Origin of the sequence: Enterococcus dispar ATCC 51266, from assembly GCF_000406945.1 — a bacterium.
GTDB classification, from domain to species: Bacteria; Bacillota; Bacilli; order Lactobacillales; family Enterococcaceae; genus Enterococcus_C; species Enterococcus_C dispar.
Genome location: NZ_KE136354.1, coordinates 2,669,302 through 2,684,070 on the forward strand (window position 1 = coordinate 2,669,302; position 14,769 = coordinate 2,684,070).

The following is a 14,769-nucleotide window of genomic DNA, read 5'->3' on the forward strand; positions in this document are numbered from 1 at the left end:
TCGGCTGTTGACAAAGAGCAAAATTCGTCGACAAACCTCTCACAAAACATAGCGCAACTTAGCAAAAGCTAAGACAGTCCGCCAGGTATTTCCCGTGCGTCCCAACAAATCCGTGAGCAAACACGTGATCCATTTCGGCATCATTCCCTAGGCCTGCGTCCTAATATTTGCTTACTCAACAGGATTAATGAATGATGCGACCTCTACCTCGGTGACGGAGGTATCTCGTATTCAGTTGATAGTACACAAGAATTTTACGTCAAATTGGATAAGGTGTCAAATTTTTTTACATTAAAATGAAAGAATATACATTATTTTTTGTTAGATGAAAGTTCTTTAATTAAAGCTGTAAACCCCTGTTTGATAGTGATTGTTGTACTAAAATAAACGAAAATATCTAATCCTTGTTAGTTTTTGTCCATACTTTTTTTAGTTTTGTTTCAGCAAAGATTCATGAAAATGTATGTATACAATATGCGCACTATACAAAAATACCGCTTAACTGAAATAGTAAAAGACATTTGTTGCCAGTCTTTCGTCACTAATTCAAAAAAGCGGTATTTTTAGTGCAATTCTTATGCGATACTTTCTTTTGGTTCACGGCCTAATACAGCTTGGATAACAGTTAAGACAAGTAATACGCCGATGATAATATAAATCAAGCTTGAGTATTGGGTAATGCCCCAACCCCAGGTGCGATAAATAGCCAAGACGATTGCTTGTACGATAGCAGCAATAACGTTAAAGAAAGCAAATGCCCATAAATTGCCGTTTTCTTTGCGGGCCAAATAAAAAATAGAAAAGAAAATGCTTAACGCAGCCCATGCGATACATACTAGGATTACGCCCCAATAAATAATAAATGGTACCAATGGTTTCACCTCGCTTTTACATAAACGCAACTTCTTTGTTACGTTTTTCCCAATGTATTGTATCACGTTTACATGGCGCTGTCATGAGTTGAAATCATTTTCATTTATCCTGCCGATTTTGGTTAAAAAGAGAAAGGAAAAAAGTACGTAGAGACAATAATTGACGATTGGCGCAGTTTACGCTACTTTTAAAAAAGAAAAGTGAGTAGGGAGTGAAGAATAGATGTGGTTTGCAGCGGCATTAATTACAATTTTAGCCTGGGGGACAGCTGATCTTTTTTATAAGAAAGGCAATGATCCCAATGACCGACATAGTGCCATGAAAACCACAATTATGGTGGGGTTAATTATGGGCCTTCACGTTTTATTTTATTACGTTATTTACGCCGGTATTCGTTATGATTGGCACAATTTACTTTTATACTTACCTGTGTCAGCAATGTATATTTTGTCCATGGCAATTGGCTATTTTGGCCTACGCTATATTGAAGTCTCGATTTCTTCGCCCATCAGTAATTCCTCCGGAGCTGTGACAGCAATTTTAGGATTTTTAATTATGGGCAACAGTGTCAACGGATTACAATTAGCGGCAATTTTCATGATTTTAATTGGGATTTTATTATTGTCGGTTTTTGAAAAAGAACAAGATGATGCCCAGTTAAAAGCAGAGGGGGTTACCATTGACAAAAAATACCGTGTGGGTGCAATCGCCATTTTATTTCCTATTTTGTATATGGTTATTGATGGTATGGGAACTTTTCTTGATAGTTATTATTTGGAATATCGTAAATTAATGCCGGAAGATCAAGCCAATATGAGCTATGAATTAACTTTCTTAATTGTCGCACTGGTGTTGTGGGCATATTTAGAGTGGGTGAAAAAAGAGCACGTATTTGTCTTTTCCGAAAAAGATAAAGGGTTGGCAGCCATCTTTGAAACGCTAGGTCAATTCTTTTACGTTGGCGCGGTTTCCACGAAAAAAGCAATTATTGTTGCACCTTTAATTTCTGCTTATGCCATTGTTTCCGTGATTTTAGGACGTATTTTCTTAAAAGAAAAATTAAAAGCCAAACACTACTTCGTGATTGCAGCCATCATGATTGGCATCATGATTTTAGGTTTTTATGATGCATAAAAAAGTCGGTCAACTGATCAACTTTTTTCTCACTTTCCAATTACCGCTACTAATATTTCAAGCGTATAATAAAAGATGAGGTGTTGAAGATGACAGCAATAAATGAAGCTATAGATAAGATTCAAGCAGCACGAAATATTACTTTTTTGACCGGTGCCGGCGTTTCTACCCCATCACACATTCCAGATTATCGCTCATTAAAAGGAATTTATGCAGGAATTGATCAGCCTGAGTATTTACTGAGTCATGATTGTTTATTACAGGAGCCGCAAAAATTTTATCAATTTATTAAACAACTTTATCATCCAAGTGCTAGACCCAATATTATTCACGAAAAAATAGCTGCACTTGCAAAAACGAAACCTGTTTGGGTTGTATCGCAAAATATCGATGGCTTACATGATCAGGCGGGCAGCCCAAATGTCGTGAATTTTCATGGTAGTTTATATGATGTGTATTGTCGCAAATGTGGGCAGAATATAGCTTGGCAAGACTATTTAATCAGCGATACCCATCAGAATTGCGGGGGGCAACTGCGTTCAGATATTGTTTTATATGGTGAAGGATTTACAGACGATACAATTACTTGTGCTATCAAAGCGGTAGAACAAGCTGATTTGATTGTGATTGTCGGTACGAGTTTTCAAGTTGCTCCTTTTAATCAGTTGCTTTATTATCATAAACCACAAGCCGATATCATGGCGATCAATCAGACGGCTCTTGCTATTCAGGAACCGTTTACCATGGTACAATGTGCGGCAGAAGATTTATTTCGCGAAATTAAAATCTAGGAGGGTATCAATGGTTAGTGAAAAAGAAAAAATGATTGCCGGTGAGCTTTATTTTTCCGAAGATCCAGAACTTGTGAGCGAACGCAAATTTGCTAGAGAACAGATGCAGTTGATTAATCACGAATATGATGCTGAGATACGCAGTCAGCTTTTAAAAGAATCATTTGGCACAGTAGCAGGAAACATTTATATGGAGCCCACAGTCCAATTTGATTACGGCTATAATATTTCGGTTGGCAAAAATTTCTATGCCAATTTCAATTGTGTCTTATTAGATGTTTGTCCGATTACAATCGGGGATAACTGTATGATTGCTCCCAATGTTCAAATTCTAACGGCAACACATCCCTTAAACCCAGTGAAACGTAATAGTGGCTTAGAAAATGGCAAACCAGTGACCATTGGCAACAACGCATGGCTTGGGGCCGGTTCGATTATTTTACCAGGTGTAGTATTAGGGGATAATGTCGTGGTAGCTGCTGGGAGCGTGGTGACAAAATCATTTTCAGATAATGTGGTTGTTGCTGGCAATCCGGCTCGTATCATTAAGACAATTACAGAAGATGGTAATTCAGACAGTTTAGTAAATGCACGTCAAAAAATTGATCAAATTGATCAAGAGTTGACGCGACTATTAGAACAACGAATGGCGGCAGTCAGCGAAATTGCAGCTTTCAAAAAGAAACAACAGCAACCCGTTTTGGACAGTACAAGAGAAACAGCTGTTTTAAACAAGGTTGTAAAAAATGTTACACAAGCAGATTATGTGGAAACTATTCGCGCAACATTTGCTGATATCATGAAACATTCTCGTGCATATCAACAACAAAAACTTTCAGAAAGTAGCGAGAAAAATGGAAGGGAATAAACGTCGTGACAAAATATTAAATCAACTGCAAAAAGCAGAAAAGCCCATTAGTGCTTCAAAATTTGCACAACAATTTGACGTGAGTCGTCAGATTATTGTCGGAGATATCGCACTTATGCGTGCTGCCGGAGTGGCTATTAAGGCTACCGCGCGTGGCTATCTTCTTCAAGGAAAAAGACAAGGAAAATTAAGCCAGATTGTCGTTCAACACGATGCAACGCAAACCCAAACAGAACTAAGGATTATTGTCGAAAATGGTGGCGAAATCGTAGATGTGATTGTAGATCATGATATTTACGGCGAATTAACGGGAAATTTGCAGATTAAGACGATTGAAGATATCGAAGCATTCATGGAAAAATACCGTAGTTCAAATGCCAGTTTACTTTTAGAATTAACCAATGGTATTCATCTGCATACAATCGCATATGAAAATGACGAAACACTAATGAAAATTAAAGCCGCTCTTTTAAAAGCAGGCATTTTATATCAAGAATAATTTTTATGTAGTTTTTCATTCATCTTTACTTTATGAAAAAAATGAACCACCTCAAAGTGAGCTCTTTTGAGGCGGTTCATTTTTTTTATTCGATTACTAAGACGCCTTCTTTTAAGGCAAAAGGATTTTCTTCGTTGATATGATCATAGAACATGACGCCGTTTAAGTGGTCAATTTCATGTTGCACCACGATTGCCTCATAATTTTTAAGGCGGCGTTTGTGTTTGACGCCTGCTTCATCGTAATAAGAAACCGTAACGCGAGCGTGGCGCACCACATAACCTGGCACTTCACGGTCTACAGATAAACAACCTTCACCTTCACCTAAACAGGCATCCTGGACAGAATGACTTAAAATTTTAGGATTGAACATGACTGTGCTAAGAACAGGTGTATCATCTTCTGGATCGCTGCTTGGTACATGGACTGCAATCAGACGTTTTGAAATATCTAATTGTGGAGCTGCTAAACCAACGCCACCGCGCAGCTGTAATTCTTCAGCTTTTACGGGATCTTGACTATTTTTTAAAAACTCTAACATTTCTTCCCCAAGTTTTTTTTCTTCATCCGTTGGGGGCATCGGTACTTCTTTGGCAACTTCCCGTAAAGTGGGGTTACCCTCTCTGATGATGTCATTCATCGTAATCATTATTATTCACCTCAAAGTTGATTTTCCTCAAAAGTAAGTTTACCACAGAATACAAATTGGTGGGAATTTGAAATTTTCTTCTTAAGATTTTACAAAGCTAAAGAAATAATATTTCAAAAAAATAATAAAAATAACGAAAAAAGGTTGCGTAAAAATAAAACGTGATGTATACTCCATTGTGTAAGCGATTACTGATCATTTTTTCATGAAAGATGGAGGAATCTCATTGTTTGGTTTTTCGATTTTTTTAAACGAAGCACTATCACAACAGCAAAAAGAATACGTCACTCAAATGGCACAAGCGGGTTTTAAAGGAATCTTTACCTCGTTGCACATTCCAGAAGATGATGCCACAAAATACCGTGAGCGCCTAAGTCAATTGGGAAGTTGGTGCCAAGCATTAAATCTCGATTTAATGGTAGATATTTCTGGTAATGCATTAGCAAAAGCTGGATTTGAGATGGATAATTTATCAGAATTGACAGAGATTGGGGTAACGGGATTGCGCATGGATTATCATATCAGCAATCGACAAATTGCTCACTTTAGTCAACAAATGAAAATTGCCTTAAATGCAAGTACGGTTACGCAACAAGATATTGATGAATTAAAAAAAGCGAATGCTAATTTTTTTAATTTAGAGGCATGGCATAATTATTATCCAAGACCAGAAACGGGCTTAGCCCAGAGTTGGTTTTTGGAAAAAAATCAATGGCTTAAAGCAAATGGTTTCACCATTCAAGCCTTTGTTCCGGGTGATGCTAATTTAAGAGGTCCACTTTATGAAGGACTGCCCACACTGGAACAAGATCGCCATCAACATCCATTAGCCGCGGCATTATGGCAAAAAAATGCTGCCGTTGATTTAATTTATATTGGTGATGGTGGTTTGAATGAACGGACAAAAGAACAATTCAAAAGTTTTATAAATAACAACGAAATTTTATTACAAGTAGAAAATTGCGGAACGGATTATTTTAATTATATTTTAGGTGATCATGTTAATCGCTTGGATGAAGCTGATGCGGTCATTCGCAGTGCCGATGCGCGCTTCCGCAAGATTCCGCAAATTAAAGCACAAAATACGGTAAAACGCACTTTGGGGAGTGTGACGGTAGATAATGAAAAATATTTGCGTTATGCTGGCGAGATTCAATTGTGTCGCAAAGGGTTACCAGCAAATGACAAAGTAAATGTGGTGGCACAAGTAATTGCTGCTGATGAAGATTTAATTTGCCAGATTAAAGGCGGCATGAAATTCAAATTACAACCAATGGGGGAAGAACATGAGCAAGATTAATTTAGAAAACTTAACAACTGAGCGTCGTAATGAAGCAACTTTTGGTTTAGATGAAATGACCGTTCAAGAAGCTTGTCAAAAAATGAATCAAGAAGATCAAAAAGTAGCAGTCGCGGTTGAAAAAGAATTAGAAAGTATTGAAAAAGTAGTTGCAGCTACGATTGCAGCTTTCAAAAAAGGCGGCCGTTTAATTTATATGGGCGCTGGAACATCTGGACGTCTAGGTGTGTTGGATGCGGCAGAATGTGTGCCCACTTTTGGTGTTGATCCAGAAATGGTAGTTGGTTTAATTGCCGGTGGCGATCAGGCGATGACTGTTGCTGTGGAAGGTGCCGAGGATTCTGCTGAATTAGGAGCAAATGATTTACACGAATTAAAACTAAATGAAAATGATATGGTGGTAGGGATTGCTGCTAGCGGCCGGACACCTTACGTTATTGGTGGTTTGGATTATGCCCGTCAAGTTGGTGCTGCCACTGGGACGATTTCATGTAATAAAGATGCTGAAATTTCAAAACATGCCCAATTTCCAATCGAAGTAGATTGTGGTCCTGAATTTCTGACCGGTTCTACTCGTTTGAAATCTGGGACAGCCCAAAAGTTAATTTTAAATATGATTTCCACTATCTCAATGATTGGTATCGGAAAAGTTTATAACAATTTAATGGTCGATGTAAAAGCAACTAATGAAAAATTAGTCGAGCGCTCCAAACGGATTATCATGCAGGCGACAGAAGTAGATTATGAAACAGCAGATCACTTCTTTACAGCCGCAGATGAAAATGTTAAATTAGCAATCGTCATGATTTTAACTGACAGTGATAAAGATGTTGCGGCACAAAAGCTTATTGCAGCCGATGGTTTCGTAAAGAAAACAATTTAAGTAGTGTTGGGGTTGCATTGTTTCATTGAAAATAATGCAGCTCCTTAATAAGAAAAGTTTTAAATAATTCATAATTTCAAGGGGGAAAGTTAGCATGGCAAAAGAAGAATTAAGTTTGGAACAGTTGGCAAAAGAGATTTACAAAGGCGCCGGTGGCATGAACAATGTTGAAAGCGTTACGCACTGTATGACACGGGTTAGAATGTCTGTCCGTGACCGCGATGAAGTAAATGAAGCACAATTGAAGGCCATCCCAGGCGTTTTAGGTGTCGTCGATGATGAACAACTACAAGTCATTATCGGTCCTGGCAAAGTCAATAAAGTCGCAAAAGAAATGGCAAGTCAAGCAGGTGTCGCTTTAGGAGAAGAAATTCCAACTTCAGCTAACGGGAAAGATGCCGTGAATCAAAAAGCGGCCGAAATGAAAGCGGCTCAAAAAGCTAAACAAAAACAGTCACCCTTTAAAGCGCTTTTAAAAGATATTTCGAATATTTTTGTTCCTATGATTCCAGCATTTGTTGGGGCTGGTTTGGTGGCGGGGATCGCCTCTGTTTTAGCGAATATGGTAACTGCCGGCAGACTAGACGCTGCAACATGGCAACAATATATTGATGTTATGAATATTTTGAAAAATGGGATGTTTTCTTTCTTAGTAATCTACACTGGTGTGAATGCAGCACAAGTATTTGGCGCAACACCAACCCTTGGTGGGGTAATTGGTGGGGTTGTAACCTTAACTGGGATGAATCCAGAGGCACCAATTATCAACTTGTTTAATGGCCAGCCACTAGCTGCACAACAAGGCGGTATTTTAGGGGTAATTTTTGCAGTCTGGTTACTTTCCAAAGTAGAGAAAAAATTACACGATATTGTGCCAGAAGCAATTGATATTATTGTAACGCCAACGATTTCACTTCTTGTCATTGGTTTGGCAGAAATTTTCTTGATTATGCCATTAGCAGGTTTTATTTCAAACGGTTTAGTTGGCGGAATTAACTGGATTTTAAATGTCGGTGGAGCTTTCTCTGGTTTTGTATTAGGAGCAAGTTTCTTACCAATGGTTATGTTTGGTTTACACCAAATCTTAACGCCAATTCATATTCAAATGATTGAAGCTACAGGCAGTACGCAACTATTACCAATTTTAGCGATGGCTGGTGCCGGTCAAGTTGGGGCAGCATTAGCATTGTGGATTCGTTTACGTAAAGATAAAGAATTGACAGAAATGATTAAAGGGGCATTACCAGTTGGTATTTTAGGTATTGGGGAACCGTTAATTTATGGGGTTACATTACCATTAGGGAAACCATTTGTTACTGCTTGTATCGGTGGCGGTGTCGGTGGTGCAGTTATTGGTGCTTTAGGAAATGTCGGCGCGACTGCCATTGGCCCTTCTGGTGCGGCTTTAATTCCGTTAATTGCTAACGGCCATTGGTTAGGTTATATCTTAGGTTTACTTGCAGGCTACGCTGGTGGTTTTGTGGCAACTTACTTCTTTGGTATTCCTAAAGAAAAATTAGCGGCTGAAAAAATGGCCGAAGAACAAACAACCGTCGCCCCAGTCCAAACTACTATTTTAGCTGGAGACGCTGCGGCTACAACGGAATTTTTTGCGGTGGCAAACGGAGAAGTAAAACCAGTATCAGAATCAACTGATGCGGTTTTCTCACAAAAAATGATGGGTGAAGGCTACTTTGTCATTCCTAAAGAAGGTACAATCTATGCTCCAGTAAGTGGTACGATTTCATCTGTTTTCCCAACCAAACACGCAGTAGGAATTACGACAGACAGCGGCTTAGAAGTATTGTTGCATATGGGTGTCAATACTGTTGAATTAAATGGAAAACCATTTGACTTGAAAGTTGCAGAAGGTCAAAAAGTAACACCGGATACGATTGTGGCAGATGTCGATCTTGCTGCTATTAAAGCGGCAGGTAAAGGAACAGACATGCTGGTCTTAGTCACAAATATGGATAAAGTAAAAAATGAAATTTTAGAAAAAGTGGGGGCAACAGAAGCCAAAACGCCCGTTATGAAAGTAGAAGTATAATTTATTAATTATCTATTTAATAGAAAGAAACGCGAATTTTCGCGTTTCTTTTTTTGAACTCATTTTAGCAATTAATTTGTATTTACTTTTAAAATACTTGTAGAAATTGAAAAAAAATGGGAAAGTGATAGTAAGTAAATGACAACGAAGTTTTGCTGATAGAAAAAATTTAAGCAAAATGGACTGCAAGATAAGGAGGTCAGAAAAATGGCCGGAAAAAAATTAACAATTCCCCGCTATCAGCAAATTGCCGTTGATATTGCCGAACGAATTGTTGAAAATCGCTATAAAGAAGGAGAAAAAATTCACGCTCGCTCTACTTTAGCTAGTAATTTCAACGTATCACCTGAAACGGCGAGAAAAGCTATTAATGTTTTAGTAGATCTTGGCATTATGGATGTTCACCATGGGAGTGGGGCCTATGTAGCCTCCCGGGAGAAAGCCCAGAGCTATTTAGCACAGTATAAAGATGTTCACTCCATCCAAGAGTTGAAAAGTGAAATATTAAACAGCGTGGAGCGTCAACAACAAGAATTGGAAAATTTTTCGGGGCTATTAGATACTTTGGTGAATCAAACCAAACGAATTCAGCAGACAGCTCCTTTTTTACCTTATGAGATTCAACTGGATAAAACAGCAAATCACTTACATGAATCGATTAAAGATTTAAATATTTGGCAAGAAACTGGGGCAACAGTGGTGGCTATCCAACACGAAGAGCGGTTGTTATTATCCCCAGGGCCCTATGCTAAGTTTGAAGCCGGGGAAACAGTTTTTTTTGTAGGAGAGGAATTGGTCTTTCAGCGCATGATGAACTTCTTTTATCCAGAAAAAGATAAATATTAAGAAAACCTTAAGTAAATAAATGACTGCTGTTATAACCAGGAAAACGAATTCACGTTTTTTCCTGGTTTTTCTTTTTTGACTAAGTGCCCACATGATGTTAGTCTGATGTGGTCAGTTTTTTGAGAGGAAAATTTTCAAGTTGTTTTCAAACTTGCTTTTTCCATCCTAATAAGGAAACAAAATAGCTGTTTCTTTAATAGGAAAGCTGTTGCTAAGTTTTTAAAACAGCAAAAATAAATAGGGGGTAACAAAATGGCGAAAGTGAAAGTAGAACACTTAACAAAAATATTTGGTAAAAAGCAGCAACAAGCGCTTGCCATGATGAATGAACATAAAAGTAAAACTGAAATTTTAGAAAAAACCGGAGCTACAGTTGGTGTTTATGATGCCAACTTTGAAGTGAATGAAGGTGAAATATTTGTGATTATGGGACTTTCTGGTTCAGGTAAGTCCACCTTGATCCGCTTATTAAACCGATTAATTGACCCAACTAGCGGTGAAATATATATCGATGGCAAAGATATTGCCAAGATGAATAAAGAAGATTTACAAGAAGTTCGCCGCAATAAAATTAATATGGTCTTTCAAAGTTTTGCATTGTTTCCACATCGTACGATTTTAGAAAATACAGAATTAGGCTTAGAAATACGTGGGGTAGACAAAGCAGAACGACGTAAAAAAGCTGAACAAGCTTTGGAAAACTCTAGTTTGCTTGCATTTAAAGACCAATATCCAGAACAACTTTCTGGTGGGATGCAACAACGCGTCGGTTTAGCCAGAGCACTTGCGAATGATCCTGAAATTTTATTAATGGATGAAGCTTTCTCAGCACTTGATCCGTTAATTCGTCGCGAAATGCAAGATGAATTGTTAGATTTACAAGAAAATGTCAAGAAAACTATTATTTTTATTACACATGACTTAAATGAAGCATTGCGCATTGGCGATCGCATTGCCTTGATGAAAGATGGACAAATTATGCAAATTGGTACCGGAGAAGAGATCTTAACCAATCCTGCCAATCAATATGTTCGAGATTTTGTGGAAGATGTGGATCGCTCCAAAGTTTTAACTGCGCAAAATATTATGGAACCAGCGATTACTATGAATATTGAAGCGGATGGTCCTAACGTAGCTTTAAACCGCATGCGTAAAGAAGGCGTTAGTATGTTATTAGCCGTTGATCGTAAGCGCCAATTAAAAGGTAGTTTGACGGCTTTAAAAGCTCTAGAAGCCAGAAGAGAACAATTACCATTAAAAGAAGTTATTGATAAAAATGTTAAAAAAATTCCGCAAGATATGTTAGTAACTGATATTTTTGATGTCATCAAAGATGCAGAAGCACCTTTAGCCGTTGTAGATGATAAAGATAAATTACTAGGAGTAGTGATTCGAGGAAGTGTGATTGAAGCGTTAGTTGAAACAGGAGAGAAGGAGGTGGAGTTGGTTGGATAATTTATTACAACAGGCAATTCCAGTTGCAAAATGGGTGGAGAACTTTACAGATTGGTTGACAAAAACTTTTGCAGGATTGTTTAGTTTTGTCCAAACAATTGGTCAAGTTATTATGGATACAATTACGAATACTTTATTATTTATCCCACCTTTACTATTTATTGTCTTATTAGCTATTGCAGCCTTTTTCCTATCAAAGAAAAAACCAGGGCTGACAATTTTGACATTTTTTGGCCTCTTATTTATCTATAATCAAGGTCTATGGAATGATTTAATGAATACCGTCACACTTGTTTTACTGGCAAGTTTGGTTTCGATTGTGATAGGGATACCATTGGGCATTTTAATGGCAAAAAGTGAAAAAGCCAACACGATTGTATCGCCAATTTTAGACTTTATGCAAACTATGCCGGCTTTTGTTTATTTAATTCCAGCCGTTGCCTTCTTTGGTATCGGGATGGTACCAGGGGTCTTTGCTTCTGTTATTTTTGCTCTACCCCCAACAGTACGCATGACCAATTTAGGGATTCGTCAAATTCCAAGTGAATTGGTCGAAGCATCTGATTCTTTTGGTGGCACGGGAAAACAAAAGTTATTCAAATTAGAATTGCCTTTAGCAAAAGGAACCATTATGGCTGGGATTAATCAAACGATGATGTTAGCCTTATCAATGGTAGTAACAGCATCCATGATTGGTGCACCTGGTTTAGGTCGAGGCGTATTATCAGCCTTGCAACAAGCCCAAGTAGGGAACGGTTTTGTAAATGGTTTGGCATTAGTTATTCTAGCTATTATCATTGATCGCTTTACGCAAAAATTAAATGCGCCAAAAAAAGAACGCAAAAGAAATCTTGATCCTGCTGCTAAGAAAAAACAAAAATGGATTACTGGCGGGGTGGCGGTGTTAGTTGTCGCTTTGATTTTTGGTTCCATTTTTGCTGGCAGTCATGCTTCTAATAAAGGCACTATTCATTTATCATATGTTGAATGGGATACAGAAGTTGCTTCAACGAATGTGATTGCAGAAGTCTTAAAAGAAGAAGGCTACGATGTGAAATTAACGCCTTTGGATATGACAGTGATGTGGCAATCTGTTGCCAATGGTGAAACCGATGGGATGGTTGCCGCGTGGCTACCTCACACTCACCAAGCACAATACGCTAAATACAAAGATCAGATGGAAAATTTAGGTGAAAATCTAAGTGGTGCGAAACTTGGCATCGTGGTTCCAAGTTATATGAATGTGAACTCACTAGAAGATCTAAGTGATCAAGCGAATAAACAAATTATAGGAATCGAGCCTGGCGCAGGGGTTATGAAAGCAGCAGACAAAACTCAAGCTGCTTATCCTAATTTAAAAGACTGGACAGTGGAATCTTCTTCTTCAGGTGCGATGACAGTTGCACTGGGAAAAGCTATTAAAAATAAAGAGCCAATCGTTATCACCGGCTGGTCACCTCACTGGATGTTTGCAAAATATGATTTAAAATATTTGGCTGATCCAAAAGGGACGATGGGTGGTGCTGAAACAATTAATACGATGGTTCGTAAAGGCTTAAAAGAAGACCAACCCGAAGCATATAAAATTTTAGACAATTTCCATTGGGAACAAAAAGATATGGAAGATGTTATGTTAGCTGTTCATGATGGGCAAGATCCAGCTCAAGCAGCTAAAGAATGGGTCAAAAATAATTCAGATAAAGTAAATGAATGGATTAAGTAGAAAAATCCGAGTTGTCAGGTGCAAAAGTAATCATGCACTGGCAATTCGGATTTTTTAGTTATTTTTAAAAATGTTTTTCGCGAAAGTCTTTAATAATTTGGCGTGATTGGTAAATTTTTTCAGCATTTTCTTGATTGCGACTGATATAGGAATAAAATAAAATATCAACCGCTAAAAATTGAGCAATTAAAGAATTCGTTGCTGCACTACGCTGATCAGCTTCTTGGGGGCGAGAAACTTGCAGTGAAACGTCCGCCAGTTTTGAAAGGCGATTGGTTCCAAAGCGGGTAAGCGTAATAATTGGAATTTTTAATTCTTTGGCAATTTCCGCAAAGTAAATAATTTCTGGCGTTTCACCGGAATTTGAAATCAGCCATAAAACCGCATCTTTTTTGGTATTAATGAGTTGAGGCAATAGAGTGTTATAGTTTGTTTCAAGTGAAACACTTTTGCCAATACGGTCCCACTTCTGTTTGATATCTTCGGCTACCAAATGGGAAGCCCCTACTCCCGTTACAAAAATCCGTTCTTTTGTTTCCAATAGCTTCAATGCCGCTAATAGCTTTTCATCACTTAAAATTTGCGTCGTTTCATGTAGTGTTAATTGAGCATTTTGCGATAACTTTTCTTTTAAAGATGCGATAGGTTCGTTCTTTTTCACATCTGAATATTCTTGATTTGTGACATTGGATTGGTTTTCCGCAGAAATTTGAATTTTGAAATCGGTTAGACTTGCAGCACCAACTTTTTTGGCAAAGCGCACGACGGTGGGGGCGCTGGTTTTAGAGCCTTTTGCGATTTGTTCGGCGGTCATAGTCGGTATTTTATCAATATTTTTTTTTATATAACGGAAAATACGTAACTCTGCTTTGGATAATTCGTTTTCCATTCCTTGAATTCGATTGATTAGTGCCATTGTAATCACCTCGAGCTCATTATAACAGAAATAACATTCTCTGCGGGGGGAAACCTTTTGTAGAAAAATAAGATTTTTTCCGCAAAAAAACGGCCGCACAAGGCGGTCGTTTTATAAAATGCGATTAGAAATTTTTCGCTGTCGCCACTACTTCTGAAGTGGTTTTGTCCATGATTTCTTCTACCTTAGTTGGATCAAAATCCAGACCTTCTGCGAGGATTTCGCTAAAGTCGGTAATGCCAATAAAGTTTAACATTTGGCGAGTATATTGTGCAGCAAAGTCTTGGCCATTGTAAAAGCCGCCGCTGGCTTGAATGTGTAACGCCTTTTTGCCTGTAACTAAACCAACAGGGCCTTCAGCTGTATATTTAAAAGTTTTACCGGAGACACAAATCGTATCAAACCAAGCTTTCAAACGACTTGGAATGCTTAAGTTCCATAATGGATTGGCAATAACGATTTTGTCAGCTTTTTCAAATTGCTCTGTTAAACCATTAAATGCAGCTAGTTTACTTTGTTGATTTGTAGATAAGTCGGTAAATTCTGCTCCTTTTATTAGCGCATGCCAGCCAGAAGTAATATCGGCATCGATTTCCGGGAAATCTGTCGCATAAGGATTAACCACAATAATTTCATCCTCGGGATTTGTTTCTTTATAAGTTGTTAAAAAGCTTTCCAATAATTGAACTGCGTGAGAATCCTCAGCTTCTAGTGGGTGACCTTTAACAGCAAGTAGTGTAGACATAGTATTTTCCTCCAATTTTTTAGCTGTTTAAAAAGAT

14 protein-coding genes and 1 riboswitch are annotated in these 14,769 nt (G+C 38.0%); of the genes, 10 read left to right on the forward strand and 4 right to left on the reverse strand.

Annotated elements, in window-relative coordinates:
• Nucleotides 1-41: 41 nt before the first annotated feature.
• A riboswitch (Lysine riboswitch) is annotated at nt 42-214 on the reverse strand.
• A 361-nt stretch (nt 215-575) separates the two neighbouring features.
• Complete coding sequence (locus tag RK01_RS12660) at nt 576-872, reverse strand: hypothetical protein (protein ID WP_016173679.1); 297 nt, start codon at nt 870-872, stop codon at nt 576-578.
• 223 nt (nt 873-1,095) lie between these two features.
• On the opposite strand from RK01_RS12660, the gene RK01_RS12665 reads away from it, so the two are divergent.
• The 4 genes from RK01_RS12665 (at nt 1,096) to RK01_RS12680 (ending at nt 4,165) form a co-directional block, all read left to right on the forward strand.
• The gene (locus RK01_RS12665) at nt 1,096-2,007 is read left to right on the forward strand and encodes a DMT family transporter (RefSeq protein WP_016173680.1); all 912 of its coding nucleotides are present in this window, start codon (nt 1,096-1,098) and stop codon (nt 2,005-2,007) included.
• A gap of 83 nt (nt 2,008-2,090) precedes the next feature.
• A complete protein-coding gene (locus RK01_RS12670) occupies nt 2,091-2,798 on the forward strand; it encodes an NAD-dependent protein deacylase (protein ID WP_195515764.1) in 708 nt (235 codons plus the stop codon).
• Nucleotides 2,799-2,808: 10 nt separating this feature from the next.
• Entirely contained in the window at nt 2,809-3,666 is an 858-nt protein-coding gene (locus RK01_RS12675) for a chorismate mutase (RefSeq protein WP_016173682.1), read from the forward strand.
• Nucleotides 3,653-4,165: a transcription repressor NadR gene (locus RK01_RS12680; protein ID WP_016173683.1), complete on the forward strand. Its 513-nt coding sequence runs from the start codon at nt 3,653-3,655 to the stop codon at nt 4,163-4,165. Before RK01_RS12675 ends, RK01_RS12680 begins: the two co-directional genes overlap by 14 nt.
• Before the next feature lie 85 nt (nt 4,166-4,250).
• Here RK01_RS12680 and def read toward each other — a convergent pair whose 3' ends face one another.
• A complete protein-coding gene (gene def, locus RK01_RS12685) occupies nt 4,251-4,814 on the reverse strand; it encodes a peptide deformylase (RefSeq protein WP_016173684.1) in 564 nt (187 codons plus the stop codon).
• Nucleotides 4,815-5,040: 226 nt separating this feature from the next.
• On the opposite strand from def, the gene RK01_RS12690 reads away from it, so the two are divergent.
• The 6 genes from RK01_RS12690 to RK01_RS12715 all read left to right on the forward strand — a co-directional run bounded on the left by RK01_RS12690 (nt 5,041) and on the right by RK01_RS12715 (nt 13,071).
• Nucleotides 5,041-6,114 carry a DUF871 domain-containing protein gene (locus tag RK01_RS12690; RefSeq protein ID WP_016173685.1) on the forward strand — a complete coding sequence of 358 codons (1,074 nt, stop codon included), beginning with the start codon at nt 5,041-5,043 and terminating at the stop codon, nt 6,112-6,114.
• Nucleotides 6,101-6,997, forward strand: a complete 897-nt coding sequence (gene murQ, locus RK01_RS12695) for an N-acetylmuramic acid 6-phosphate etherase (protein ID WP_016173686.1) — start codon at nt 6,101-6,103, stop codon at nt 6,995-6,997. The genes RK01_RS12690 and murQ overlap by 14 nt, the downstream gene beginning before the upstream one ends.
• A gap of 94 nt (nt 6,998-7,091) precedes the next feature.
• Entirely contained in the window at nt 7,092-9,047 is a 1,956-nt protein-coding gene (locus RK01_RS12700; RefSeq protein WP_016173687.1) for a glucose PTS transporter subunit IIA, read from the forward strand.
• A 207-nt stretch (nt 9,048-9,254) separates the two neighbouring features.
• Nucleotides 9,255-9,893, forward strand: coding sequence for a GntR family transcriptional regulator (locus RK01_RS12705; RefSeq protein WP_016173688.1), 639 nt, complete (start codon nt 9,255-9,257; stop codon nt 9,891-9,893).
• A 252-nt stretch (nt 9,894-10,145) separates the two neighbouring features.
• On the forward strand, nt 10,146-11,348 hold the full coding sequence (locus RK01_RS12710) for a quaternary amine ABC transporter ATP-binding protein (RefSeq protein WP_016173689.1): 1,203 nt from the start codon (nt 10,146-10,148) through the stop codon (nt 11,346-11,348).
• Nucleotides 11,341-13,071 carry an ABC transporter permease/substrate binding protein gene (locus RK01_RS12715; protein ID WP_016173690.1) on the forward strand — a complete coding sequence of 577 codons (1,731 nt, stop codon included), beginning with the start codon at nt 11,341-11,343 and terminating at the stop codon, nt 13,069-13,071. Before RK01_RS12710 ends, RK01_RS12715 begins: the two co-directional genes overlap by 8 nt.
• Nucleotides 13,072-13,135: 64 nt before the next feature.
• Here RK01_RS12715 and RK01_RS12720 read toward each other — a convergent pair whose 3' ends face one another.
• Together RK01_RS12720 and RK01_RS12725 are read right to left on the reverse strand one after the other, a co-directional pair.
• On the reverse strand, nt 13,136-13,987 hold the full coding sequence (locus RK01_RS12720) for a MurR/RpiR family transcriptional regulator (protein ID WP_016173691.1): 852 nt from the start codon (nt 13,985-13,987) through the stop codon (nt 13,136-13,138).
• 124 nt (nt 13,988-14,111) lie between these two features.
• A complete protein-coding gene (locus RK01_RS12725) occupies nt 14,112-14,732 on the reverse strand; it encodes an FMN-dependent NADH-azoreductase (RefSeq protein ID WP_016173692.1) in 621 nt (206 codons plus the stop codon).
• Nucleotides 14,733-14,769 lie beyond the last annotated feature (37 nt).